Source organism: Microbacterium sp. LTA6 (assembly GCF_045690355.1).
Lineage (GTDB): Bacteria > Actinomycetota > Actinomycetes > Actinomycetales > Microbacteriaceae > Microbacterium.
Genome location: NZ_CP147855.1, coordinates 3,674,276 through 3,698,632, shown reverse-complemented (window position 1 = coordinate 3,698,632; position 24,357 = coordinate 3,674,276). Strand labels below are relative to the sequence as shown.

Sequence of the window (24,357 nt, the reverse complement as noted above, 5' to 3'; positions counted from 1 at the left end):
AGGCTGGCGACATGCGTCGCGTCATCGTCCTCGGGTCCACAGGTTCCATCGGCACCCAGGCGCTGGAGGTCATCCGCGCCAATCCGCGCCGGTTCGAGCTCGTCGGCCTCGCGGCCGGCAGCAACGCCGAGATGCTCGGCGAGCAGGCGGCGCAGTTCCGCGTGGAGGACACCGCACTCGGAGCGGTGGAGGCAGAGCAACTGGTCCGCGACGTCGAGGCGGATGTCGTCCTCAACGCCATCACGGGCTCGATCGGCCTCGGTTCCACGCTCGCCGCGTTGAAAGCCGGGCGCACGCTCGCACTCGCCAACAAGGAATCGCTGATCGTCGGCGGAGAGCTCGTGCTCGCCGCTGCCGCGCCAGGACAGATCGTGCCGGTCGACTCCGAGCATTCTGCCCTCGCGCAGGCGCTGCGCAGCGGCCGCCATGACGAGGTGCGACGCCTCGTCGTCACGGCATCCGGGGGCCCGTTCCGTGGCCGCAGTCGCACGCAGATGGCCGAGGTCACGCCGGGGGAAGCCCTCGCGCATCCGACGTGGGACATGGGCCGCATGGTGACGACCAACTCGGCAACGCTGGTCAACAAGGGACTCGAGGTCATCGAGGCGCATCTGCTGTTCGACATCGCGTACGACGACATCGCCGTGGTGGTGCATCCGCAGTCGATCGTGCACTCGATGGTCGAGTTCATCGACGGTTCGACCATCGCCCAGGCGTCGCCTCCCGACATGCGCCTCCCGATCTCACTCGGACTGGACTGGCCGGATCGCGTCGGGGGAGTGGGCCGCCCGCTGGATTGGACTCAGGCGACGTCCTGGACGTTCGAGCCGCTGGACGACGATGCATTCCCTGCCGTGGCTTTGGCGAAGGCGGTCGGCCGAGCAGGAGCGACGTTCCCGGCCGTCTACAACGCGGCCAACGAGCAGGCGGTCGATGCATTCCATGAGGGGCGTCTGCCGTTCCTCGGAATCGTCGACACGATCGCGAGGGTCGTCGATGCGCACGAGCCGCCGGAGAAGCTCACCGTGGAATCGCTTGCGGACGCCGAAGTCTGGGCGCGGCAGAAGGCCGATCGGCTGATCGCCGCGGCCTGACCTGAGCCGGCTCTAGTCCTCGTCGGAGTACGGTACCGGCCAGCGCGAGGCGGGCGCCGGCCAGCCTGCCGCCCTCAGGGCCCGGCGGGCGAGCTCACGCGCCGAGTACGGGGTGCGCATTCCGCGGATGTCGCGGTAGTCCTGGTGCCCAGGGCCCGCCCAGAGGATCGCATCGCCTTCACCGACGAGTCCGACGGCAGCGACGATCGCGCGCTCCGGCGGCGAGTACTCGTGGATCTCGGCATCCGGTCGAGCGATACGGGCTCCCTCGATCAGGGTGGCCCTGATCGATTCCGGGTTCTCGAATCGGGGATGGTGGTCGGTGACGACGAGGATGTCGCTGCCTTCGACGGCCGTGCGTGCCATGTCGAACCGTTTGCTGGCGTCACGGTCGCCATCAGCGCCGAAGAGCATCAGCACGCGTCCGGGCGTCACCCGGCGCACGGCCGCGAGGGTCTTCTCGAAGGCGTCGGGAGAATGGCCGAAATCGACGAACACGGCCGGTCCACGGTCGCCGGAGACGAGTTGGGTGCGGCCGGGAAGGTAGGCGCGGATGCCGCCGTCGCGCTCCAGCGCCGCGGTGATCCGTTCCCAGGCGTAGCCGCCCTCCAACAGCATCACGATCGCGAGTGCCGCGTTCGCGGCCATGTGCGGGCCGATGACGGGCACCGTGGTGGTGAGCGTGCGGGCGTCGGGGCCGGACATCGTGAATGTCGTGCCGGTGGCGCGTTCCTCGTCGATGACGACCACCCAGTCGGCGCGAGCCGCTGCCTCGGCATCGGCGGCGATCGACGGCGTGCCGACGGTGACCGCCGGGATCTCTGCGCGCTCGACGACGATCGCGCCGGAGGAGGAGTCCAGGCAGATGACGGCGCGGCGGGCGCGATCCGGCAGGAACAGCGGCAGCTTCGCCTCGAAGTACTCCTCCATGTCGGCGTAGTCGTCGAGGTGATCGTGGCTGAGGTTGGTGAAGCCGGCGACATCGAACAGGATGCCGTCGACGCGATGGCGTGACAGCGCCTGGGCGCTGACCTCGACGGCGACCGCCTCGACCTCGCGCTCACGCATCAGGGCGAGCAGCGCGTGCATCTCGGATGCCTCTGGCGTGGTGAGACGCGACACGATGACCTCGCCGGCGATATGCCGCTCGGCCGTCGAGGAGAGGCCGGTGACCACGCCGAGTTGATCGAGAATGCCTTCGAGCAGGTGCGAGACGCTGGTCTTGCCATTCGTTCCGGTCGTCGCGAACAGCAGCGGAAGCGGATCGTCGGCGCCAGTGCCGTACACCCAGGCGCTCAGAGCCCCGAGGATTCCGCGGGGATCGTCGACGACGAGCACCGGACGACCGGACGGCGCGGCGATGGCGGCACCCGCCTCATCGGTGATGACCGCGACCGCGCCCTTCTCCGCAGCGGTGGCGGCGAACTCCGCGCCGTGGCGGTTCACGCCTCGGATCGCGACGAATGCCTCGCCGGGACGGAGATCGGCCGTGGCAAGGGTGATGCCGGTCACGGTGACTCCGCTCGCGTCGCCGCGCACATCGCGGGCGAATCGGGAGGCGAGTTCGGTGAGCTCACGCCGCGGCGGGTTCGCGGGGCGGAGCACAGGGGGCAGGCTCGGTTGTTGTTCAATCGACATGGCGCATCCATGATCTCACGGCGAGCCCGTGAACCCGGCACGTCGCACCGGGTTCACGGGTCCGTTCCGGTCAGACTCGACGACGGAACGCGAGCGTGGCGACGACCAGCGCGGCGATGCCGGCCACGAGTCCGCCGGCACCGAGGATCGTGCCCCAGGCGCTCTGCTCGGGAGCAGGCGTCTGCGAGGCATCTTCTGCCGTGCCGGCGTCGTGCGTGGAGTGATCCGCGGTCGCTGCGGCGACGGTGACGACCGGTGCCGGGGCGTCGAGGCTGTGCGGATCCTCGCCGTCCTCGGCGAGTTGGGTCCATTCGGTGCTGCCTTCGACGCACTGCTGCACGACCGGGAACGCCAGCGATTCCGGGCCGTCCTCTTCGAGACCGACAGACATGCTGACCGCGCCGCGCAGGTCGTGCGGCACCGGCGTGATCGCCGTGTAGGTGACGGCACTGACCAGGCCATCGTCGCCGCGTTCGACGTCGATGCTCCAATCGCCGTCCATGGTGGGTGCGACGGATGCCAGGCCCTCCGGCATCGTGATGCGCAGAGCAGTCGTCGGCGAGTTCTCGCAGCCGTGAGAGAACGAGAAGGTGAGGACGCCGTGGTCACCGGCGACGAGTTCATCGGGACTGACCCCGACGTGGGCGCTCGCGGCGATGGGCGCCGCGAGGATGAGGCCGGCGGTGAGGGCGGCGGTTGCGGTGGCGATGGTGCCGCGGCGGATGGTGCGGGACATGTGTGTTCTCCTGAGTGCTCGATTGCGGGCGCGCCGAAGGCACGCGAACAGCGGAATGAGGTGATGCTCGTGCGGCGGTCAGCCGCGGGAGAGCACAGGAGGGCCGCGTCGGAGCACGACGACCGAGATGCCGGTGTCGGAGATCCGGCGCAGCGTGGAGCGCAGCGCGAGAGGTCTCTTGTGCTCGGAGGGCGCGACGGGGAGCGCGCGACGCAGCGCGGCGTGCACCCATCGGGCGACGCCGCGAAGCATCCGTTCGCCGTGCCAGACGAGGAGGGTCGTGAGGGCTGCGGCGACGATGTGCGCCGCGAGCATCGCCGCATCGGGTGCCACGGACGGCGCGATCGGTCCCAGGGCCGACAGGTCCAGGTGATGGCTGTGGCCGCCGCCGACACCGACGTCGGTGTCGCTCGGGGTGCCGAGGAGCAGGAAGACGAGGTGGAACACCGCCTGCGCGACCAGGACGGTCGTCGCCACGCGGATTCGCCGCTGTGTCGGTCCGATCAGGGCGGCGGCGAGCGGGGTGAGAAACGCGGAGAGCGCGATCACCAGAAGCGGATGCGGGGCCACGCCGCCGCCGAGGGTGTGCGACACCGCAGCGAGGAGCGTGGCGACGGTGGATGCCGAGGCTGCGCGCAGGAGTCGCAGCTGGCGGGGAGTCACCTCACCAGCCTACGGGGATCGGATGCGCGTCTCGGCACGGTGCCGGGCGGATTCCTAGGGATCGGGCAGTAGCGTGGGCACGTGGAAATCCTGCTGTATGTGGGCGGCATCCTGTTCATGCTGCTCGGGCTCGGTCTGTCGATCGGTCTGCACGAGGTCGGCCATCTCGTCCCGGCCAAGCTGTTCGGCGTGCGCGTCGGGCAGTACATGATCGGATTCGGGCCGCGCATCTGGTCGAAGCGATTCGGCGAGACCGAGTACGGCTTCAAGCTCCTGCCGCTGGGTGGTTTCATCTCGATGTCGGGGATGTATCCGGCGTCGAAGGATGCCGGTCCTGCGCGCGGATTGTTCCGGACGCTCGTCCAGGACGCCCGCTCGGCCAACGACGAGACGATCGCGGAGGGCGCCGAAGATCGGGTGTTCTACCGGCTTCCGGTATGGAAGCGCGTCATCGTCATGCTCGGCGGCCCGCTGATGAACCTGATCCTGGCGGTGCTCATCTTCACGGTGCTCGCTTCGGGTATCGGCCTGCAGCAGGGGACGACCACGATCGCCTCGGTCACCGAATGCGTACTGCCGGCGGGGTCGACACAGGAGGAATGCCGGGCGGATGACCCGGCATCGCCGGCCGCCGACGGCGGGATCCTTCCCGGCGACGTTCTGGTCTCGATCGACGGGAAGCCGGTTTCCACCTTCGCCGAGGCGACCGCCATCGTGCAGGCAGCGCCGGGGGAGCCACTGACCGTCATCGTTCGACGTGACGGCGCCGAAGAGAAGCTGACGATCACCCCGATCGCGGCCGAGCGGAAGATCACCGACGCCAGCGGCCAGCCCGTTCTCGACGAGAACGGTGAAGAGGTCGTCCGCGAGGTCGGCTACGTGGGCATGGGCTCGCAGATGGGGCTGATTCCGCAGCCGTTGCTGGTGGGGCCGCAGCTCACCATGGACAATGTCGCCCGCGTCGCCACTCTGGTGGCGACGTTGCCGGTGCGTCTCTGGGACGTCGGAGCGTCGCTCATCACCGGGAGCGAGCGCGACCCGAACGGCCCTCTCAGCGTGGTCGGCGTCGGACGTCTCGCCGGGGAAGTGGCCGCCACTGAGGCGCCCGTTCTCAACCGCTTCGCCACGCTCCTGAGCCTGCTCGGCTCGCTCAACATCGCGCTGTTCGTGTTCAACCTCATCCCGCTGCTGCCACTGGACGGCGGACACGTCGTGGTGGCGCTGTGGGAGGGCGTGCGCCGAGTGTGGGCGAAGCTGTTCCGTCGTCCGCCTCCCGCTCCGGTGGATGCGACCAGACTCGTCCCGTTGACCGTGGTGGTCGCGACCCTGCTGATCGGCATGGGCGCGCTGCTGCTGGTCGCCGACGTGTTCAAGCCCATCAGCATCCTGCAGTAGCGGGAGCGTCTCGTGTCGTCGCTGCGCTCCTCGCTCAACGACCGAAAAGGTTCAGGTCAGGGCGTGCGACACCAGACGCCCCAGGGTGCGGATGCCGTCGCGCGACAGGATCGACTCGAGGTGTCCCTGCACGGAGGCGAAGCCCGCTCCCCGGAGCGCGTACACGTCTCCGGACGCTGGATCGGCTGAGACATCCGCTCCGTTGATCGACGTCGTTCCCGGCGTCGCCCTGGCGGTGAAGGTGTTGTAGAAGCCGATCGACGCGTCCTCGCCGAAGACCGGGACGGACTTCTGCAGGCCCTGGTGCGGCGCGTCCAGCGGGGTGAGCGCGATACCGAGCCGATCAGCGAGGATCTGGTGGCTCAGGCACACGGCCAGCAGCGGTGCGTCGCGATCGAGGCGTCTGGCGACCACCTCCCGCATCCGCGCGATCCGGGGATTGGCGTCGTCGCGGGGGTCGCCGGGCCCTGGGCCGGCGACGACGAGGTCAGCGGCATCCAGATCCTGATCGCGGACCTCGCTCCAGGCGGCGATCGTGACGTCCAGACCGAGGTGACGAAGCTGATGCGCGAGCATCGTCGTGAACCTGTCCTCGGCATCGACCACGAGCGCCGTGCGGCCCGTGAAGGGGCCGGGTGCTCCGTCGTCCTGCGGGTTCAGCCAGAATTCCGCGAGCCGGCTGTTGCGCGAGGCGAGCAGCTCGGCGATCGCCGGGTCGTCCGCGAGCGCGTGTTCTTCGGCCGGAGCATCCGCATCACTGCGCGCCTCGGCCACGCGATCACGGTCGATCGCTCCGATGGCGCCCAGGACGCCGGCGGCCTTGCCGTGAGTCTCGCTGACCTCACCGTGGGGGTCGGAGTGGCGCACCAGCGTCGCGCCGACCGGAACGCGCAGGGTGCCGTTCTGCAGATAGACGGTGCGGATCAGGATCGGCGCGTCGAGGTCGTGCCCGCCATCCGCATTCGGCGTGAACAGCGCAGCGACCCCGGAATAGTAGCCGCGGGGCGCGCGCTCGTGGCGGCGGATCACCGCGCACGCGTTCTGCATGGGCGACCCGGTCACAGTCGGGGCGAACATCGTCTCGCGGAGGATGTCGCGCGGATCGAGGCGGCTGCGTCCGCGGAGCATGTACTCGGTGTGCGTGAGTCGCGACATCTCCTTCAGGTGCGGCCCCGTGATGCGGCCGCCATCCGAGCAGACGGCGCTCATCATCTTCAGTTCCTCGTCGACGACCATGAAGAGCTCCTCTGTCTCCTTCGTCGAAGAGAGGAAATCGATGAGCGTCTCTTTGGTGGCGCCGCCCGCCGGGTGGCGGAAGGTTCCGGAGATCGGGTTCATGGTGACGATGCCTTCGCGAGCGACGACGTGCGCTTCCGGGCTGGCGCCGACGGCGATGTGGCCCGGTGTGACGACGAGGAACGTCCAGTACGCGCCGCGCTCGTGCGCGAGGAGCGCTCGGAACCAGGTGAGGGCGGCGGTGCGGTCGTCGGCATCGATCCGCGCGGTGAAGTCTCGGCGGATCACGAAGTTCGCGCCTTCGCCCCGGCCGATCTCGTCGGCGATGACGCGTTCGACGATCGTGGCGTAGTCGTCATCGCTGATGTCGAAGCCGGCGTCCTGCAGCGGGATCGGCGCTTCCGGGAGTTCGCCGAGGAGATCGGCGGTCGGCAGGGCCAGGTGCTCGTCGACGATCAGGCACCGCAGGGGTGCTGCGTCATCCTGCGCGACGAAACCACGCTCGCGCACCTGCCGGTACGGGACCATGGCGAAGATCTCGCGGGGAGTGCCGTCGATGGTGAGCGGGATGTCGGCGAGGAGGTCGACGTCCAAGACTTCACCGGTGAGCAGCTCGACGGTGTCGGCGCCGTCGCGCGCGATGAGCACGAAGGATGCCGCCGGATCTGCGGTGAGCTCGGCGAGGCGTGAGAGGGTCATCGATGTCTCCTGTGCGGTGCTCCGGCTCGGCCCAACGAAAAGACCGCCCCGGAGGCGGTCTGGATTCGTGGGAACGCGAACACACCGCCTAGGAGGCGGGCCACCAGGTGACGTTCGCGAGCATGGGCCGAAACTACCACACGAGCGGTACCCGGCTCGGCCGAATGACGGGTCAGGTCACATGGGCGGCTTCCAGCCCGCGCGCATGCGGGCGGCGTAGGCTTGGGGTGTGCCAGCAGTGAACCTTGGGATGCCGAAGATCCCCGAAGTCCTCGCCCCTCGCCGCAAGACCCGTCAGATCAAGGTCGGCAAGGTGCTCGTCGGGGGCAATGCCCCGGTCAGCGTGCAGTCGATGACGACGACGAAGACCACCGACATCAACGGCACTCTGCAGCAGATCGCCGAGCTCACGGCATCCGGATGCGAGATCGTGCGCGTCGCCGTGCCGCACCAGGATGACGCGGATGCTCTGAAGATCATCGCGATGAAGAGCCAGATCCCGGTGATCGCCGACATCCACTTCCAGCCTCGCTACATCTACACGGCGATCGACGCCGGCTGCGGCGCGGTGCGCGTGAACCCCGGAAACATCCGCGAGTTCGACGGCAACGTGGGCAAGATCGCCGAGGCCGCGAAGGCTGCCGGTGTCTCTCTGCGCATCGGCGTCAACGCCGGTTCCCTCGACAGGCGAATCCTGCAGAAGCACGGCAAGGCGACGGCAGAGGCTCTCGTCGAGAGTGCCGTCTGGGAGGCGTCGCTCTTCGAAGAGCACGACTTCCACGATTTCAAGATCTCGGTCAAGCACAACGATCCGATCGTGATGGTCAAGGCCTACCGCCTGCTCTCCGAGCGCGGCGACTGGCCCCTGCACCTCGGTGTCACCGAGGCGGGCCCCGCTTTCCAGGGCACCATCAAGAGCGCCACTGCGTTCGGCATCCTGCTCTCCGAGGGGATCGGGGACACGATCCGCGTCTCGCTGTCGGCGCCGCCGGTCGAAGAGGTCAAGGTCGGTCATCAGATCCTGCAGTCCCTGAACCTGCGCGAGCGCAAGCTCGAGATCGTTTCGTGCCCGTCATGCGGTCGCGCACAGGTCGATGTCTACACACTCGCGGAAGATGTCACCGAGGGCCTCAAGGACATGACCGTGCCGCTCCGCGTCGCCGTGATGGGTTGCGTCGTGAACGGTCCGGGTGAGGCGCGCGAAGCCGACCTCGGCGTCGCATCCGGCAACGGCAAGGGACAGATCTTCGTGAAGGGCGAGGTCATCAAGACCGTGCCGGAAGCGGAGATCGTCGCGACGCTCATCGAAGAGGCGAATCGCATCGCAGCCGAGATGGGGCCTGGTTCTCCGCTCGGCTCCGCTCAGGTCATCACAGTCTGACCTTCACGCTCGCCAGTTTCACCATCCCGCCGAACCACTGAGCGGAGTAGCGTACCGGTTAGCGGAATCTTTCCGGGAGGTGCAATGCGCGGTGCAGCGACTCGTATCGCCATCGTGACCGGCGCCATCACCGCGTTCTTGCTCGCGGGCTGCGCGCCGATGCCGTCTGATGAGCCGTCGTCACCCGCATCGGTGGAGGCGAGCGATCCTGCTCCTTCTGAGCCCGTAGCCCCGGCCGTCGAGCCGTCTGCGGATGACGACGCGCCGATCACGGGTGTCTACATGGACTACCGAGACGGGGTGATCGAAGCGACCCCCGGCACCAAAGTGCTCTTCTTCCATGCGACGTGGTGCCCGCAGTGCCGTGCGCTCGATGAGCAGCTCAGGAACGAGGGCTCACCCGACGGTGTGACCGTGTTCAAGGTCGACTACGACGATCGGGTGGATCTGCGTCAACAGTACGGCGTCACGCTGCAGACGACGGTCGTGTACGTCGGAGACGATGGGGAGAAGCTGTCCAGCGCCGTGTTGTATGACGAGCCATCCATCGAATCACTGCTTGCTGCGGCGCCCTGACGTTCGATGACCGCGTCCCTGTTGCTGAGCCTGGCCGCCGGAGTGCTGACGGTCGCCGCACCATGTGTGCTGCCTCTGCTGCCGATCATCATCGGCGGAGCGGCCGTCGGAGACGAGAAGCGCAGCAGGCTGCGTCCGTACACGATCGCCGCCTCCCTGGCCGTGAGTGTCATCGTGTTCACCCTCGCGTTGAAGGCGACGACCGCGCTGCTCGGCATCCCGCCGTCCGTCTGGCAGATCATCTCGGGAACGATCATCATCCTGCTCGGCGTGGATCTACTCTTTCCGGTGCTTTGGGACCGGCTCTCCGCGCGATTGCGCCTCCAGCAGCGCAGCGGCGAAATGCTCGAGAGCTCGCAATCACGGCGGGGGATCGCGGGCGACGTGCTCACCGGAGCAGCACTCGGTCCCGTCTTCTCGAGTTGCAGCCCCACGTACGCGCTCATCGTCGCCGCGGTGCTGCCGGTTTCGTTCGCCGAGGGCTTGGTCTACGTGGTCGCCTACGCGGTGGGGCTGGCCGGCACCCTGCTTCTGGTGGGCCTGCTGGGCCGGCGCATGGTGCGTCGGCTCGGTTGGCTGGCCGATCCCCGCGGATGGTTCCGTCGGGTGATCGGCGTGTTGTTCGTTATCGTGGGAATCGCCGTGATCGCGGGGCTCGACAAGGCTCTGCAGACACTGATCCTGGATCTGGGCTGGTATGCCCCGATCGAACAGCTCGAGCACTGGATCGGCGGCGGTTGACCACGAGTGGAGCAAGGATCCGATGACGCAGAGCAGTGCCGTGCCCGATACGATCGTGACCTTCGCCGCGGGAGAGCTGCGAGGCGAGGCGCAGGTCGTCCTCACCGAAAGTCGTCCGGATGGCGCGGTGATCATCGTGGATGCGACGCCTTTCCACCCCGTCGATCACACCTGGCCCGATCAGCCGGGGGATACGGGTGCGCTGGTCGGCGACGCGGGTCGAGTGTCCGTCACCGAGACGGAGATGGCCGCGCGCAGCGATGAAGGCGAGTTCGCCGTCGGTGCGGAGATCCCGATCAAACGGGGGAGCGAGGGATGGAGCTGGTTCGTCGCGCATCGTATCGAGCCGACGGATGCTCCGGCATGGCTCGCCGTGGGATCGACGGTCGTTGCGGAAGTGGATGCTGCGCGTCGCGCTGCGCTCAGTCGCGGACACACGGCCTGCCATCTGGCGTCGCTCGCCTTGGATCTGGCCGTCGCTGATCTGTGGCGGAAGGACCCGGGCGTCGACGCGCTGGGCTCTCCCGATTTCGAGGGTCGAGCGAATCAGTCCAGCCGCATTGGCGATGATGGCAGCGTCGACGAGTATCGGCTCGGCAAGAGCCTGCGCAGGGCCGGATTCGATACGGAGACGTTCGCGGCGACACTGGTCGAGCGCGAGGAGCGCATCAACGCACAGCTCGCCGTGTGGGTGGCATCCGCGGCCCGCAGCCGGATCGAGGTCGATGGCCCGACCATCGTGGATCGTCGCCGGTGGCATTGCGATCTTCCCGAGGGTGAGGCTGTGATTCTGTGCGGCGGAACGCACGTAGCCTCGCTCGCGGAGTTCTCGGCCATCTCGGTGTCGCTGGATCTCAGCGATCCGCAGATGCTGGTGATGACGACGACAGCTGTGCCTGCGGCGTGAGCTCGTCCTTCGACAGGGTCATGATTTCACCGAGCTTCGCCCCGAGGCCGGCGGCGAGGACGTGTGCCTGCGCGAGCGGGATCCAGCGGCAGGTCCACGTCTGAGCCGGACCTCCGCCCTCCGGATCGGTCTCTCCGGCAACCCATGAAGCGCGAACGTCTGCCTCATCGACGCGCATCAGGAAGAAGTGTCTCCGGGCGATCTCAGACCGTGTCGGGGCGAGGTCGTAGTCCGCTGACCCGAGTGGACGAACGACGCTCCCTCGCAGTCCGGTCTCCTCGAAGAGCTCTCGCACGGCCGCATCGCCCGCTGACTCTCCGACTCGGACCGTGCCAGCAGGAACCTGCACGCCGGTCACGGTGAGCGGTAGGTCGTCGTGGGTGAACACCAGGAGGTGGTCGTCGGCCACGACGTAGCAGACCGCCTTCTCGATGATCGCTCTGCCCGGAGTCGAACGACCCCGGGTCGCGTTACCCAGTATCCGTATGACGCCGGGCTGCAAGGGAAGATCTGCCAGTGCGGATCGCTCGAACCAGCCGACTTCGACGAGTTCGTCTTCCTCGAGGATCAGCTCAGCACGAGCAGGGAGTTCGCACTCGAATGCGATCGTGGTGTATCCGACGCGGTCGCCGTTGGGATAGTCGATGATCAGGTCGGCCCCGCCGAACGCGCCGACGAGGTCGCCGACAACCGGCTCGACGCCGAGTTCTTCGAGGACCTCGCGAGCGACGGCATCCTCCGGGTTCTCCCCAGGCTCGATGCCACCGCCGATCGGGCCCCAGAGCTTCGACCCGTGCGACCGTGCCAGCAGGAACCGGTCGCCGTCACGGATGACGGCGGTGACAGCGGGGAGAAGCAGCAGATCATGGCCGATGTGCGCGCGGAGCTTGTCGACGTATGGAGACTTCGGCATGAATGCGAGCCTACGTCGCCCGCCTCAGTGCTCAGCGGACGGCGGCCTTCGTCTTCGATTTCCCGCGGGACAGGGGGAACCTCATGTCGAGGTGCGGCTCGAGATAGATCCGGCGGATCGCGACCAGGATGATGTAGCCCCCGATCCAGTAGGAGAGGAACAGCACCAGTCCGTACGAGAAGGTGAAGCTCACGAAGGTGAGGACGACGCCGATCCCGATGTACAGCCATCGCCACGCGCTGCTGATCCGGTCTCGTGCCGCCTGCTGTTCGACTGTGCGGTCCTCCAATGAATCGACGCGGTTGCTCAGATCAGCGTCGTCGATCACGGTGAACAGCTCTCGCACTGAGACGTGCAGCGCTTCGGCGACAAGGGACAGCGTTTCCAGGCTCGCGTCTTGTCCTGCTTCCAGCCGCTGAACGGTGCGGAGGCCGACGCCGCTCTCGTTCGCGAGCCGTTCCTGCGTCCAGCCCTGCGTCTGGCGGAGTTCGATGATTCGTGTCGTGTTCATGGAAATCATGCTCGTTCAGCTCCTGCCGCCATGGCCACGTCATCGACCCGCCACTGTGCCGTCACTTTGCCGCCAGTCACCCGCCAGTCACCCGCCAGTCAACGAGGCAGGTCACCAGGACCATCTTTCGGGAGGGCGAACTCCACTTCTCCGCGCGCGATGTCGGCGCGCACCAGTCGCAGTGAGATCGCATCGCCGGGCGCTGCGCCTGCGGGGACCGGAGCGGATGCCGTCACCACAGGGTCCGCGATCTGGATCGTCGCTCGATCCTCCCGCAGCTCGATCACCGTCGCTTGGATCACGGACCCGACCAAGGGCGTCAGCAGCGCGGCTTCGACGCAGTTGATCGTCGCGTTGTTCAGCTGCGACACGCGCTGCCCGGATGCCTGCATCAGGGCGGGCAGCTCGTCGAGCGACTCCCGTGCCCAGTCGGGGACATCTTTCCCGTTCGAGACGGCGAGGCAGATCGTCAGTACCCAGCGGTCGACGAGACGCCGCAGCGGTGCCGTGGCGTGCGCATAGGGGGCGGCGATCGCGGCTTGCTCGGCATCCGTCGGCGATGTGCCGTCGAACGGCAGATATCCGGCACCGCGGAACAGCATGGCGGCCGCTTCGAGCACCGACAGGGTCATCGGATCGTTCCGGTCCAGTGCGCGGAGGTACTCGCCGTAGGTGCCCGTGGTCCATGGGCGACCGAGCGCCTCGGTCTGTCGGCGGAAGGATTCGAACGATTTCTCATCGGGTTCTGGCATCGTGCGCAGGATTCCGACGCCGGCTTCCAGCATCAGAGAGGCTGCGGCCATCCCGGTCATCAGCGAGAGCTGGGCGTTCCACTCCTCGACCGGCAGCGGGCGGCGCCGTTCGATGGCGTATCGGCCGGCAGGGTCCCGAACGACCTCGTCGTCCGGAAGATTCAGGCTCGCGCCACCGCGCAGACGTTCCTGCTCCAGGCGCAGCGCACCGATTTCCGGGAGGAGCGAGGCCGGCCCCTCTTCGCCGCGGTCCAGCGATTGCTGGGTGGAGACGTAGTCCAGCTGCACGCGTGAGCGGATGAGTGCGCGCTCGAGCCGGAAATCGGTGACGACGCCGGCACTGTCGAGCTCGAACGTCCATACCAGCGCGGGTCGGTCGGCTTCGGGCAGCAGGGAGATCCGGTCCTCGCTGAGGACGGGCGGATGCAGGGGGATCCTGCCGTCCGCGGCGTACAGCGTCTGGCCGCGCCGGCGTGCTTCGGTATCCACCCCTCCGCCCGGCGTGATGAAGCCGGGCACGTCTGCGATCGCGTACATCACGGTGTAGCCGGAGCCGTGGCGCTCGAGGTGAAACGCCTGATCCAGATCGCGCGCGCCCAGGGGATCGAGGGTTGCGAAGGGGATGTCGCGCAAGTCGAGTTCCGGTATCGGTGCCGTCGCGGCTTCGGCCTCAGCGAGAACGGATGCCGGGAACTCCACAGGCGCATCCAGCGACTCGCGCAGCGTCGCGAGCGCCGCCGCCAGCTCGGTCTGTGCGGCGGAGGGAGCGACATGTGATCGGCGTTGAGGCATGAAACCCACACTATGTGCCCCGACGATATGCCCTGGCGAAGCGCGCGAATGCGCGACTCGGCGTCAGAAGGGTGGTGGGGTGTCGTCTTCGGTGAAGGTGACGGTGTTCTGGGGTGGGGGTCGGTCGAGGTAGACCTTGCCGGTAGGGCTGGTCCAGGCGTAGACCCCGGTGTCGAGTTGTTCGACGTGCCACGGGGTGTGGTGTTTGAGGACGTGGTGTCGGCGGCAGAGGTCGCCGAGATTCTCTAAGGTGGTCGCGCCGCCGAGGGCGGCGTCTTGATGATGGTCGATGTCGCAGTCTCGGGCGGGGAGTCCGCAGGTCGGGAATCGGCAGCGTTGATCGCGTGCTTTCAGGTGCCGCGTCAGGTGCGCACTGGGCCGGTAGCGGTCCACGGCGAGGAGGTTCCCGGTGATCGGGTGGGTGAGGATGCGATCCCACCCGGATGCCGCCCCGGCAAGTTCTTTCGCGGTGGCGGTGTCGATCGGGACCCGCCCGTCCAACTCCGCCGGGGTGGTCCCGGTGCCGATCAGTGTCGTGACGGGGACGGTCACGGATACGTGGGCGGTGATGGTGGCGAGGAGCCCGTCGGGGGTGTCGTGACCGGCGGGTGCCCCGGTGAGGAGGAGGTCGAGGGCGAGGTCGCTGCGGAGTTGATCGATCGTGCGTGGATCGGCGGCATCCTCGTTGTCGCCGCCGGGAGCACCCTGCACGCCTTTCGCCATGCCGGTGATCCGGTCGAACGCGCCGTGCACGAGCGCGGCCGGGCCAACCAGCCCGAACTCCGCCTGCCCATCCGCCCGGTCTTTCATCCACGCGCCGCGCCGGTCGCGGGCATCCTGGTGGCGCTCATCGATCGACCGCGGTTGGAAGCGTTCGGCGACCCGGCGGGCCATCCGGGCCACCCGGTTCGGGGACTCCGTCTCCGCGAACCCGAACATCTGCTCCGCATACGCATCCCGATCCGCAGCATCGTCCAGGTGTGCGCCGGCGTCGATGATCACTCGGGCGTGTGAGGCACTGATCCGCCCCGCACCCTGCGCCTGCCACACCGACGGGAACTGCTCCACCAGAAACGAGGCTTCCGCCATCCGCCGTTGCACCGTCCGGTCGCTGACCCGCAACGCCGCACCCATCTCCGCCGCGACCGTCCGCAACGCCATGTCCCCGAAATCCTCATGCCCGCCCTGCTGGGCGACGTCGAGCGCGAACCGCGACCCGAGAGCGAGAAGACCATCCCGCGCCGCCTGCAGGCTGCTGATCGTGCGCTCGATCTCGACGACAGAATCAGTGAGCGCGCCCAGCGTCGCCACCTGCTCCACTGTCGCATCCATCAACGCCGTCATAACCCCAGTACACCAGGGGCCACCGACATTCCAACCCCAGATCAGCGCCAGGAAATAGCTCATTAGACCACGGCTGTATAACGACCCGAATTCGACGAGAACGAGTGTTCCGGAACCGCGTTTCGACGCGCTGCAGTCCGTCTTGCGAGACCGTCACCCGTCGCCCGTCACCCGTCTCACCGTCTCGCATTGCGCGTCGGCCACACGAGTTGGTCATAACGATCGTCTGTGGCGCGATCGAGAGGCACGGGCACGGCTGCGGCTCGATAGCGCCTGGGATTCACGCGGGACCGATCGACTTGGCGCGCACCGGACCGTTCGCGCCGGCCTTCGTCTTGTGCCTGTACGGCATCAGGGAGAGTCCGTCGGATAGTACGGCTAGCGAGCCTCGTCAGCCCAGGCCGGCCAGGAGTCGCGACGGGCATCAAGATCGATGCCGCGAAGACGGATCAAGCAGACACGGCCCGCCGATCTCGTCACCGCCCAGAGACTGTGAGAGCGACCATTTGCGCGCGTGGAGATCCAGTCCAGCACCTCGGAGATGTCGGTCTCCGAGAGCTCCCATTCCTCTTTTGTGCCAGCATCATCAGCCCAGAAATACACACGGTAGCTCGGATCGTCGACTTGAGACGTCTGGTCCCTTGGGTCGGTCGGACGCGCTCGCATGCAGCGACTCTAACTTGACTAGGGCGAGCGGTTAACGGCATCCAGGAACAACACTCACTGAGATAGAGAATGTGAGTTCCCGAACGGCGATTCAACTTACGCCCCGCGGCGCGTCCGTTTGAGGACCATTTGAGATCGCCGTACCCAGATCAGGCCGAAGCCGGGCGCGTGCGCGCTCGTACGTGCATCCGCTCCCCGTGCTTGCCGAACAAACTGAGGATCTCGACGGGTCCTGCGCCGGTCGAGCCGAACCAGTGCAGGTTCTTGGTGTCGAACTCCGCGACTTCACCGGGGCCCATCACGACGTCGTGGTCACCGAGGATGAGTCGGAGCCGACCGTCCAAGACGTAGATCCACTCGTAGCCGGTGTGCGTGCGAAGCACCGGTTGCCGGTCCGTTGCGGGGATGGTGATCTTGAACGCCTGCGGTTCGCCCTTCGAAGCAGACAATCGAGTGAGAGTTCTTCCGTCCGCTCGCGTCGCTCGCGGCGTCACGCGAGGATCATCGACGCGAGGGGAGCGGACGATCTCGTCGAACGGCACCGACAGGGCTGCGACGACCGGAAGCAGGAGCTCAAGGCTCGGTCGGCGCTGGCCTGATTCGAGACGGGAGAGTGTGCTCTTGGAGATGCCGGTCTCCACCGCCAGTTCCTCGAGCGTCATGCCTCTCTTCTGGCGCGCCTGGCGAAGCCTCGGAGCGACTTGGCTGAGTTCGGTCTCGATGCGTTGCGTCGTGCTCACCCGTCGAGCAAAGCACGCCGTTCCACTTTCGGCAACAGGATTCCCGACTTCAGGGTGAGCGCGGCCAGTCTGGCCGTATGAACACAAACGATCGCCACGACGTCATCATCATCGGGGGCGGAGCGGCTGGCCTCAGCGCGGGACTCGTGCTCGCCAGAGCGCAGGTGGATGTGCTGTTGATCGACGGCGGGAAACAGCGGAATGCGCCGGCGCCTCACATGCACGGCTTCGTCTCTCGCGACGGCCTCTCGCCCGCCGAGTTTCTCGCGGCGGGCGGTGACGAACTGGCACGGTACGGCGCATCCGTTCGCCATGCCGACGTGACGAGGATCGATCGTGAAAGCGACGGGACCTTCGTCGTTTCGACAGAGACGCGTAGCGAGAAAACGCGGGCGATCATGATCGCCACGGGTCTCGTCGATGAGCTGCCCGACCTCCCCGGGGTGCGTGAGCGGTGGGGCACCCTCGTGCATCACTGCCCGTACTGCCACGGCCATGAGGTCCTGGGGCGGAATATCGCCGTCGTCGGCGGGGTTATCCGCGAGATGTCCATCAAGCAGGCGGCGTTGCTGCGCAGTTACAGCGACCGCGTCTCGTTCATCACGAACGGAATCGAACTCTCCGAGACGGAGCGGCATCGACTCGCATCGTTCGGCGTGCAGGTGGTGGACGGAACCGTGTCTCATCTGCCGGGTGATGATGGGGGCTTGGATGGGATCGCCCTCACCGATGGTGAGGTCGTCGACTGTGACGCGGTGTTCATCGCACCGCGTCAACGCCCACGCGACGGACTCCTGCGAACCCTCGGCTGCGACGTCGACGACACCAGTGGACTCATCCGCACGGACGGCTTCGGCCACACCAGCGTCCCCGGCATCTGGGCTGCGGGCAACGTCGTCACCCCCACAGCTCAGGTCATCACCGCAGCGGGTGCCGGAAGCGCCGCCGCCATCGCCATCAACGGATGGCTTCTGCAACTGAATCTCGACGCCGCCGCCGCGGCGTGAACTCCGACAACCACCGAAAGGCCCCCATGTCCCAGTCTGCCCCCACCGAGATCGCGCCCCCGGTCGACGCCCCACGCCCGCCGTCCGTGCATGTACGGGCGATCATCACCTGGCTCGCCATCTTCCCGCTCGTCACCCTCGGCTTCTTCGCCATCGCGCCCTTCGCCGAGGGGTGGCACCCCGTGCTCCGCGCGTTCGTCCTGACGATCGTCGTCGTTCCGCTGGCCGTCTATCTCGTCGTGCCGCAGCTCATGCGCGCGTATGGCGCGCTGGTCCGCCGGGCACGCCGCTGACCGCCGGCTGAAGGCCGACGACCGCAGACCGAGGCCGCCGGCCGAAGACCGGTCATCCACCCCGCAACCCGCCGAGCCGCGTTAGCGTTGACGCATGACCACAGCATCCAAAGCTCAGGCCCTTGTCGGACTCTATGAGGCACCAGAGATCCTCCGTGTCATCAACGTGTGGGATGTCGTGTCGGCGCGAGCCGTCGCCGGCCTTCCCGAGACCACGGCGATCGCCACGGCGGGCCACGGAATCGCCGCGACCTTCGGATACGCCGACGGCAGCATTCCGCGCGACATCATGCTCGACATGGTCGGCCGTATCGCTGCGGCCGTGGAGTTCCCGGTGACGGCCGACCTCGACGACGGCTACGGTGACGCGGGGGAGACCACACGCCTGGCGATCGCCGCAGGAGTCGTCGGTGCGAACATCGAGGATCGCCTCAAGCCGCTGGACGAATCCGTGGCGAACGTCGAAGCGGTCGTCAAGGCAGCAGAGGCCGAGGGTGTTCCCTTCGTGCTCAACGCCCGCACCGACGCCTTCGTCCGCGCGGGGCATCGCCCGATCGAGGAGAGCATCGCCGACGCGATCCAGCGCGGACGTGCCTACCTCGACGCCGGTGCGACCTGCATCTTCGTGCCGGGTCTGCTCGACGCGAACGTGACCCGCCAGCTCGTCGACGGCATCGGGGAGCGAAAGATCAGCGTGATCGGAGTCCCCGGCGCTCTCGCTGCATCCGCGTACGAAACGCTCGGAGTGGCGCGGATCTCGTTCGGTCCGCTTCCGCAACGCGTCGCCCTGACCGCTCTTCAGGACTTGGCCTCGAGCCTGTACGCAGGCGGCGTCGTGCCCACAGGGCTCCCCGCGCTCAACTGAGCTACGGCTGCTCCGCACTCAACGAGGACGGGTGCCACGGGTCACTAGACTTGGCCCGTGGTCACTCGTCTTTCGAACTTCTTCCTCCGTACGCTCCGCGAAGATCCCGCCGACGCGGAGGTCACCAGCCACCGTCTGCTCGTGCGCGCCGGCTACATCCGTCGCGCCGCGCCCGGCGTCTTCACGTGGCTTCCGCTGGGGCTGAAGGTCAAGGCGAAGATCGAGAGCATCGTCCGTGATGAGATGGCGAATGCCGGTGCGCAGGAAGTGCATTTTCCCGCGCTGCTGCCCCGCGATCCCTACGAACAGTCCGGCCGGTGGGAGTCCTACGGCGACGGCATCTTCCGTCTGCAGGACCGCAAGGGCGCCGACTACCTGCTCGCGCCGACCCACGAGGAGATGTTCACCCTCCTGGTGAAGGACCTCTACTCCTCCTACAAGGATCTGCCGCTGACGATCTATCAGATCCAGGACAAGTACCGCGACGAGGCGCGCCCCCGCGCCGGTCTGCTGCGCGGGCGCGAATTCACGATGAAGGATGCCTACTCGTTCGATGCATCGGATGCCGGGCTCGAGGTCAGCTACCAGTCTCAGCGCGATGCCTACGAGCGGATCTTCCAGCGGCTCGGCCTCGAATACGTGATCGTCGCGGCCGACAACGGTCTGATGGGCGGCGCGCGCAGCGAGGAGTTCCTGCACCCGACTCCCGTCGGTGAAGACACCTTCGTGCGTTCTGCCGGCGGCTACGCCGCCAACGTCGAGGCCTTCACGACAGCCGTGCCTGACGCGATCGCCTTCGACGCGGATGCCGCGCCGGTGATCTTCGACTCCCCGAACACTCCCACGATCGACACCCTGGTCGCGCACTGCAACGCGAACCTCGAGGGGGAGTACACCGCGGCAGACACGCTGAAGAATGTCGTGCTCGCCCTCACCCATGTCGACGGCACGCGTGAGCTGGTGATCGTCGGTATCCCCGGCGACCGAGAGGTCGACGAGAAGCGAGCCGAGGTCGCCTTCGCTCCCGCAGAGGTCTCCACCGCCAACGAAGACGATTTCGAGAACAACCCGCTCCTGGTCAAGGGCTACATCGGTCCGTGGTCGCTGACCGGCGCCGTGCTCGGCGAGGAGTCCGCCACCGGAATCCGCTACCTCGTGGACCCCCGCGTCTCCGAGGGGACGAGCTGGATCACCGGCGCGAACATGGACGAGAAGCACGCGCACTCGGTCATCGCCGGCCGCGATTTCGTCGCCGACGGCATCATCGAGATCGCGAACGTCCGCGCCGGCGACCCGGCCCCCGACGGATCGGGTCCGGTCGAGCTCGCCCGTGGCATGGAGATCGGCCACGTCTTCCAGCTCGGACGCTTCTTCGCCGAGACGCTGGGCCTGAAGGTCCTGAACGAGAACGGCAAGCTGGTCACCGTCACGATGGGTTCGTACGGAATTGGCGTCACCCGCATCCTCGCGATCATCGCCGAGCTGCACAACGATGACAAGGGCCTCATCTGGCCGGCGTCCGTCGCCCCGTTCGATGTGCACGTGGTCGCCGCAGGGCGCGATCAGGTCGCATTCGACGTCGCGGAGGGCATCGCGGCCCAGCTCGAGTCGGCGGGCCTCGACGTGCTCTACGACGACCGCCCCAAGGTCTCGCCCGGCGTGAAGTTCGGCGATGCGGAGCTCGTCGGCGTACCGAAGATCGTCATCGTCGGACGAGGTGCCGCAGACGGCCAGGTCGAGCTGTGGGATCGCAGCACCGGCGAGCGGGAGACCGTGTCGGTCGCCGAGGCTGTCGCCGGGCTCTCGGCGCGCTGAGGGCGAGACCCTCGGCATCGCGCCGAGGGTCTGCGGGTCGCTCGCTCCTGTCGCCGGAGGACGTGACAGGCTGGGGTCATGAGCGACGCGCTGACCTCGGATGCCCTGGATGCTGAACTTGCGAAGGTCCTGGACGAAGCAGGAATCCGCACCAACCGGTCCCTGATCACCAGGATTCTGCGCAGCGGAGTGCTGCTCGGCCAGGACGGCACATCGCGCCTCGACCTGAAGATCGCGTCGGCCGCGCTCGCGGAGATGCGCGATGCGTTCCGCCTGTTCCAGCCGTACTCGAAGATCCCCAAGGTGACGGTGTTCGGCTCTGCGCGCACGCGGCACGACGATCCGCTCTACGAGCAGGCTCGAGGTGTCGCTTCCGCCCTCGCAGACCAGGGGTGGATGGTGGTCACCGGAGCCGGTCCTGGGATCATGCAGGCGGCCGCCGAAGGTGCAGGCACGGAGCGCGCCATCGGAGTGTCGATCCGTCTCCCGTTCGAGGAGAAGCCCTCGGACGTGATGGCGGATGACTCGCACATCGTGCAGATGAAGTATTTCTTCACTCGCAAGCTCATGCTGATCAAGGAGTCCCTCGGTTTCATCTGCCTCCCTGGCGGATTCGGAACGATGGACGAGATGTTCGAGCTGCTCACCCTGCAGCAGACCGGCAAGGCCGAACCGATGCCGATCGTGCTCCTCGACGAACCCGGCGGCGACTTCTGGCAGGGGCTCGAGCGCTTCATCAAAGAGCAGATGGTACCGGCCGGCGTCATCTCGCCGAACGATTTCGACAGAGTGCTGGTGACGGATTCGGTCGATGCTGCTGCCGCCGAGATCACCGGGTTCTGGAGGAACTACGACTCACTGCGCTGGGTCGGAGATCGGCTGGTGCTGCGACTGCGGGGAGTGCCGTCGGATGCCGACGTCGCCGCGCTCAACGAGGAGTTCAGCGACCTGCTGCTCGACGGCTCGATCGAGCGCATCGAGCCGGTGCAGGCCGAGGTGCTCGACCATGACCGTCTCGACCTGCCCCGGCTCGCCCTGCGGCTGCGGCGGCGCGAGGTCGGCGCCCTCTACCGGCTGATCGGCGCGATCAACGCCCTGCCTACCGCCCCCTGAAGTTCAGCGGGCGTCGGACTGCTCGCGTGCGATGATGCGCGCGGCGAATTCGTTCAGATCGATCGTGCGGCCGAGAATCCTCTCCGCCGCGCGGCGTCCGGAGTACAGTGCAGCGCCCACCGTCGCCGGTTCATCGCCCCAGGTCGCCTCGCCCGCGAAATGAAGCACCCCGTCGACCGGACCGGCCAGCGCGTCGTGGTCGTGGTGCGAAGAACCGACGGCGAGGTACGAGTAGGAGCCGATCGAGAACGGATCGTCGCCCCAGCGCGTGATCCGATGCGCGACCGGCTGACCGACGGCGTCGCCGTACATGGCGCGCAGACTGGCGAGCACATCACTGATCACCGCACCGTCCGAGAGCCCTTGCACATGCCGCCCGAAGGGTCCGGCGGCGAAGGTGAGCAGCGTCGGGTGCCCGCTGATCGCCGAGACGTCATACCAGGAGTGCCAGTGCTCACCGGCGTCGCCGAGGGCGCGCAGCACATAGCTGTCCTCGGACCAGAACCGTTCGGGGAACTGCACGAAGATCTTGTTGAAGACACCCATGCCGAGTCGCGCGATGGGTCCGGCGACGTCCTCCGGCAGAGCGGGGGCGAATTCGATCGCGCCCGCCTTGAGAACACCGAGCGGAACGGTCACGATCGCGTTGTGTGCGGTGAATTCACCCTGATCGGTCGACACGATCACCCCGTCGGCTGAGCGGTTCACCGCTGTGACGACGTGGCCGAGCCGGATGTCGAGTCCCTGGGCGATGCGGTGCGGCAGCTCATCGTAGCCGCGAGGGAAGATCACCTCGTCACCGTCGATCGCGTCTTCATCGAGTCCGTGCGCATCGAGATCGCCGATCCACGCCCCGCACTGCTCCTCGACCCGATGCCGGAAGAACTCGCGCACCTCGTCGATGCGTTCCGGTGCCCATCCGGTACGGTCCAGGACGCGCTCGGTCACATCGAGATACGTGTCGCCGGGCTCGGACCGTGCGATCTCGTCGACCAGCGCGAGGTCGGCCGCTTCGACATCCGCGACCCACCGAGCAGAGGCGTCGGCATCCATCGGCGCACTCTCGCCGTCGAAGTTCTCGATCGGCCGCCCACCGGCCTGGAAGCTCCCGACGGTGAACTCGATCGTGGGGATCCCGAGCGTCTGGACGAGATCCGAGAGCGGGGAATCGGTGATCCCGTGAATCCAGGAGGCGCCGAGATCGACCGGAAAGCCCGCCGAGCGGTCGCTCTGCATGCGACCGCCGATCCGGTCGCGTGCTTCCAGGACGAGCACGCGGTGGCCGGCGTCCGCCAGTATCCGTGCGCTGGTCGTGCCCGACATACCGGCGCCGATCACGATGGTGTCGAACGTGGTCACGGATCCTCCTGGGGTGTCGACGCCGCGAGCAGCGGCCCCAGCCGTCGCGCCGGGTCGTGGCCACAGGGTATCGTTGTACGGATGTCGGCGCGTGAACAAGCGCCGACGAGAGCTGAATAGGGAGTCGTCATGGACATCGAACTGAGTCTGCTGCGTGGGATCGAGAAAGAGAAGGCGATTCCTTTCGATGAACTCGTCGCGATCATCGAACAGGCCGTCCTGACTGCGTACTCGAAGCATGTCGCCGCCGACGGGACCACTCCGGAGGGCGTCCGCGTCGAACTCGACCGCAAGTCCGGCCACGTCGCCGTGCTCCAGGTCGTCAAGGACGAAGAGGGCGCGATCATCGGCGAAGAAGACGCCACCCCCGACGACTTCGGCCGCATCGCGGCGTTCGCGGCGAAGCAGGTCATCAGCCAGCGGCTGCGCGACATCGCCGACGACGTCGTGCTCGGCGACTTCAAGGACAAAGAAGGCGACATCGTCGCCGGCGTCATCCAGCAGGGTCCGAACCCGCGGATGATCCACGTCGACCTCGGATCCGTCGAAGCCATCCTCCCGCCCGAGGAGCAGGTGCCCGGCGAGGAGTACACGCACGGGTCTCGCATCCGCGTCTACGTCACGAGCGTCGCCAAGGGGATGAAGGGTCCGCAGATCACGGTCTCGCGTACGCACCCCGGGCTCGTCCGCAGGCTTTTCGCGCTGGAGGTCCCGGAGATCGCGGCCGGCCTCGTCGAGATCGTTGCACTCGCCCGTGAAGCCGGTCACCGCACCAAGATCGCGGTGAAGTCGGATGACCCCTCCATCAACGCCAAGGGCGCCTGCATCGGCGAGCTCGGTCGACGGGTGCGCGCAGTGACCGAGGAGCTGGCGGGGGAGAAGATCGACATCGTCGACTACAACCCGGAACTCGCGGCCTTCGTGGCCAACGCGCTGTCGCCGGCGAAGGTCACCAGCGCGTTCATCCTGGATGCCGGAACCAAGGCGGTACGCGCGTTGGTGCCCGACTACCAGCTGTCGCTCGCGATCGGCAAGGAAGGCCAGAACGCGCGTCTGGCCGCCAAGCTCACCGGAGCGAAGATCGACATCCAGCCGGACAGCGTCCTGGACTGAGTCGATGG

At 67.3% G+C, this 24,357-nt stretch carries 22 protein-coding genes; 12 read left to right on the top strand and 10 right to left on the bottom strand.

Features of this window, described 5'->3' with window-relative positions:
- The first annotated feature begins 11 nt into the window (after positions 1–11).
- Positions 12–1,094 (top strand): 1-deoxy-D-xylulose-5-phosphate reductoisomerase, encoded by a 1,083-nt coding sequence (dxr, locus tag LTA6_RS17700; RefSeq protein WP_341975172.1) that lies wholly within the window; start codon positions 12–14, stop codon positions 1,092–1,094.
- A 12-nt stretch (positions 1,095–1,106) separates the two neighbouring features.
- Here the strand turns inward: dxr and LTA6_RS17695 are convergent, their stop codons facing one another.
- The 3 genes from LTA6_RS17695 to LTA6_RS17685 all read right to left on the bottom strand — a co-directional run bounded on the left by LTA6_RS17695 (position 1,107) and on the right by LTA6_RS17685 (position 4,131).
- Positions 1,107–2,732, bottom strand: a complete 1,626-nt coding sequence (locus tag LTA6_RS17695; protein ID WP_341975171.1) for a UDP-N-acetylmuramoyl-L-alanyl-D-glutamate--2,6-diaminopimelate ligase — start codon at positions 2,730–2,732, stop codon at positions 1,107–1,109.
- Positions 2,733–2,802: 70 nt separating this feature from the next.
- Positions 2,803–3,468: a YcnI family protein gene (locus tag LTA6_RS17690; RefSeq protein WP_341975170.1), complete on the bottom strand. Its 666-nt coding sequence runs from the start codon at positions 3,466–3,468 to the stop codon at positions 2,803–2,805.
- 78 nt (positions 3,469–3,546) lie between these two features.
- Positions 3,547–4,131 (bottom strand): hypothetical protein, encoded by a 585-nt coding sequence (locus LTA6_RS17685; RefSeq protein ID WP_341975169.1) that lies wholly within the window; start codon positions 4,129–4,131, stop codon positions 3,547–3,549.
- A gap of 81 nt (positions 4,132–4,212) precedes the next feature.
- Between LTA6_RS17685 and LTA6_RS17680 the strand changes: the two genes are divergently transcribed.
- The gene (locus tag LTA6_RS17680) at positions 4,213–5,526 is read left to right on the top strand and encodes a M50 family metallopeptidase (RefSeq protein ID WP_341975168.1); all 1,314 of its coding nucleotides are present in this window, start codon (positions 4,213–4,215) and stop codon (positions 5,524–5,526) included.
- A gap of 51 nt (positions 5,527–5,577) precedes the next feature.
- Here LTA6_RS17680 and LTA6_RS17675 read toward each other — a convergent pair whose 3' ends face one another.
- Positions 5,578–7,461 carry a chorismate-binding protein gene (locus LTA6_RS17675; RefSeq protein WP_407358333.1) on the bottom strand — a complete coding sequence of 628 codons (1,884 nt, stop codon included), beginning with the start codon at positions 7,459–7,461 and terminating at the stop codon, positions 5,578–5,580.
- A gap of 229 nt (positions 7,462–7,690) precedes the next feature.
- On the opposite strand from LTA6_RS17675, the gene ispG reads away from it, so the two are divergent.
- The 4 genes from ispG to LTA6_RS17655 all read left to right on the top strand — a co-directional run bounded on the left by ispG (position 7,691) and on the right by LTA6_RS17655 (position 11,066).
- The gene (ispG, locus tag LTA6_RS17670) at positions 7,691–8,842 is read left to right on the top strand and encodes a flavodoxin-dependent (E)-4-hydroxy-3-methylbut-2-enyl-diphosphate synthase (RefSeq protein WP_341975166.1); all 1,152 of its coding nucleotides are present in this window, start codon (positions 7,691–7,693) and stop codon (positions 8,840–8,842) included.
- An 84-nt stretch (positions 8,843–8,926) separates the two neighbouring features.
- Positions 8,927–9,418: a thioredoxin family protein gene (locus tag LTA6_RS17665; RefSeq protein WP_341975165.1), complete on the top strand. Its 492-nt coding sequence runs from the start codon at positions 8,927–8,929 to the stop codon at positions 9,416–9,418.
- A gap of 6 nt (positions 9,419–9,424) precedes the next feature.
- Positions 9,425–10,159: a cytochrome c biogenesis protein CcdA gene (locus tag LTA6_RS17660; protein ID WP_363546027.1), complete on the top strand. Its 735-nt coding sequence runs from the start codon at positions 9,425–9,427 to the stop codon at positions 10,157–10,159.
- A gap of 22 nt (positions 10,160–10,181) precedes the next feature.
- Entirely contained in the window at positions 10,182–11,066 is an 885-nt protein-coding gene (locus LTA6_RS17655; RefSeq protein WP_341975163.1) for a hypothetical protein, read from the top strand.
- Here the strand turns inward: LTA6_RS17655 and LTA6_RS17650 are convergent.
- The 5 genes from LTA6_RS17650 to LTA6_RS17630 form a co-directional block, all read right to left on the bottom strand.
- Positions 11,014–11,979: an NUDIX domain-containing protein gene (locus tag LTA6_RS17650; RefSeq protein ID WP_341975162.1), complete on the bottom strand. Its 966-nt coding sequence runs from the start codon at positions 11,977–11,979 to the stop codon at positions 11,014–11,016. The genes LTA6_RS17655 and LTA6_RS17650 overlap by 53 nt on opposite strands.
- 31 nt (positions 11,980–12,010) lie before the next feature.
- The gene (locus tag LTA6_RS17645) at positions 12,011–12,490 is read right to left on the bottom strand and encodes a helix-turn-helix transcriptional regulator (protein ID WP_341975161.1); all 480 of its coding nucleotides are present in this window, start codon (positions 12,488–12,490) and stop codon (positions 12,011–12,013) included.
- 98 nt (positions 12,491–12,588) lie between these two features.
- A complete protein-coding gene (locus LTA6_RS17640; protein WP_341975160.1) occupies positions 12,589–14,034 on the bottom strand; it encodes an RNB domain-containing ribonuclease in 1,446 nt (481 codons plus the stop codon).
- Positions 14,035–14,097: 63 nt separating this feature from the next.
- Positions 14,098–15,441, bottom strand: coding sequence for a DUF222 domain-containing protein (locus tag LTA6_RS17635; RefSeq protein WP_407358332.1), 1,344 nt, complete (start codon positions 15,439–15,441; stop codon positions 14,098–14,100).
- 752 nt (positions 15,442–16,193) lie between these two features.
- Entirely contained in the window at positions 16,194–16,784 is a 591-nt protein-coding gene (locus tag LTA6_RS17630; RefSeq protein WP_341975158.1) for an XRE family transcriptional regulator, read from the bottom strand.
- 77 nt (positions 16,785–16,861) lie between these two features.
- On the opposite strand from LTA6_RS17630, the gene LTA6_RS17625 reads away from it, so the two are divergent.
- From LTA6_RS17625 to LTA6_RS17605, 5 genes are all read left to right on the top strand, one after another.
- Positions 16,862–17,791 (top strand): NAD(P)/FAD-dependent oxidoreductase, encoded by a 930-nt coding sequence (locus LTA6_RS17625; protein ID WP_341975157.1) that lies wholly within the window; start codon positions 16,862–16,864, stop codon positions 17,789–17,791.
- Positions 17,792–17,817: 26 nt separating this feature from the next.
- The gene (locus LTA6_RS17620) at positions 17,818–18,084 is read left to right on the top strand and encodes a hypothetical protein (RefSeq protein ID WP_341975156.1); all 267 of its coding nucleotides are present in this window, start codon (positions 17,818–17,820) and stop codon (positions 18,082–18,084) included.
- A 94-nt stretch (positions 18,085–18,178) separates the two neighbouring features.
- Entirely contained in the window at positions 18,179–18,949 is a 771-nt protein-coding gene (locus LTA6_RS17615; RefSeq protein ID WP_341975155.1) for an isocitrate lyase/phosphoenolpyruvate mutase family protein, read from the top strand.
- Positions 18,950–19,006: 57 nt separating this feature from the next.
- Positions 19,007–20,764: a proline--tRNA ligase gene (locus LTA6_RS17610; RefSeq protein WP_341975154.1), complete on the top strand. Its 1,758-nt coding sequence runs from the start codon at positions 19,007–19,009 to the stop codon at positions 20,762–20,764.
- Positions 20,765–20,842: 78 nt separating this feature from the next.
- Positions 20,843–21,877 (top strand): TIGR00730 family Rossman fold protein, encoded by a 1,035-nt coding sequence (locus LTA6_RS17605; RefSeq protein WP_341975153.1) that lies wholly within the window; start codon positions 20,843–20,845, stop codon positions 21,875–21,877.
- A 3-nt stretch (positions 21,878–21,880) separates the two neighbouring features.
- On the opposite strand, the gene LTA6_RS17600 is transcribed toward LTA6_RS17605, so the two are convergent.
- Entirely contained in the window at positions 21,881–23,236 is a 1,356-nt protein-coding gene (locus LTA6_RS17600) for an FAD-dependent oxidoreductase (RefSeq protein ID WP_341975152.1), read from the bottom strand.
- A gap of 129 nt (positions 23,237–23,365) precedes the next feature.
- Here LTA6_RS17600 and nusA point away from each other — a divergent pair, with 129 nt between their 5' ends.
- Complete coding sequence (gene nusA / locus LTA6_RS17595) at positions 23,366–24,349, top strand: transcription termination factor NusA (RefSeq protein WP_341975151.1); 984 nt, start codon at positions 23,366–23,368, stop codon at positions 24,347–24,349.
- The last annotated feature ends 8 nt before the right edge of the window (positions 24,350–24,357 follow it).

Coding starts and splice junctions, on each gene's coding strand:
- dxr (WP_341975172.1), top strand. CDS start 12: ATGCGTCGCGTCATCGTCCTCGGGTCCACAGGTTCCATCGGCACCCAG.
- LTA6_RS17695 (WP_341975171.1), bottom strand. CDS start 2,732: ATGTCGATTGAACAACAACCGAGCCTGCCCCCTGTGCTCCGCCCCGCG.
- LTA6_RS17690 (WP_341975170.1), bottom strand. CDS start 3,468: ATGTCCCGCACCATCCGCCGCGGCACCATCGCCACCGCAACCGCCGCC.
- LTA6_RS17675 (WP_407358333.1), bottom strand. CDS start 7,461: ATGACCCTCTCACGCCTCGCCGAGCTCACCGCAGATCCGGCGGCATCC.
- LTA6_RS17665 (WP_341975165.1), top strand. CDS start 8,927: ATGCGCGGTGCAGCGACTCGTATCGCCATCGTGACCGGCGCCATCACC.
- LTA6_RS17660 (WP_363546027.1), top strand. CDS start 9,425: ATGACCGCGTCCCTGTTGCTGAGCCTGGCCGCCGGAGTGCTGACGGTC.
- LTA6_RS17655 (WP_341975163.1), top strand. CDS start 10,182: ATGACGCAGAGCAGTGCCGTGCCCGATACGATCGTGACCTTCGCCGCG.
- LTA6_RS17650 (WP_341975162.1), bottom strand. CDS start 11,979: ATGCCGAAGTCTCCATACGTCGACAAGCTCCGCGCGCACATCGGCCAT.
- LTA6_RS17645 (WP_341975161.1), bottom strand. CDS start 12,490: ATGAACACGACACGAATCATCGAACTCCGCCAGACGCAGGGCTGGACG.
- LTA6_RS17640 (WP_341975160.1), bottom strand. CDS start 14,034: ATGCCTCAACGCCGATCACATGTCGCTCCCTCCGCCGCACAGACCGAG.
- LTA6_RS17635 (WP_407358332.1), bottom strand. CDS start 15,441: ATGAGCTATTTCCTGGCGCTGATCTGGGGTTGGAATGTCGGTGGCCCC.
- LTA6_RS17625 (WP_341975157.1), top strand. CDS start 16,862: ATGAACACAAACGATCGCCACGACGTCATCATCATCGGGGGCGGAGCG.
- LTA6_RS17620 (WP_341975156.1), top strand. CDS start 17,818: ATGTCCCAGTCTGCCCCCACCGAGATCGCGCCCCCGGTCGACGCCCCA.
- LTA6_RS17615 (WP_341975155.1), top strand. CDS start 18,179: ATGACCACAGCATCCAAAGCTCAGGCCCTTGTCGGACTCTATGAGGCA.
- LTA6_RS17605 (WP_341975153.1), top strand. CDS start 20,843: ATGAGCGACGCGCTGACCTCGGATGCCCTGGATGCTGAACTTGCGAAG.
- nusA (WP_341975151.1), top strand. CDS start 23,366: ATGGACATCGAACTGAGTCTGCTGCGTGGGATCGAGAAAGAGAAGGCG.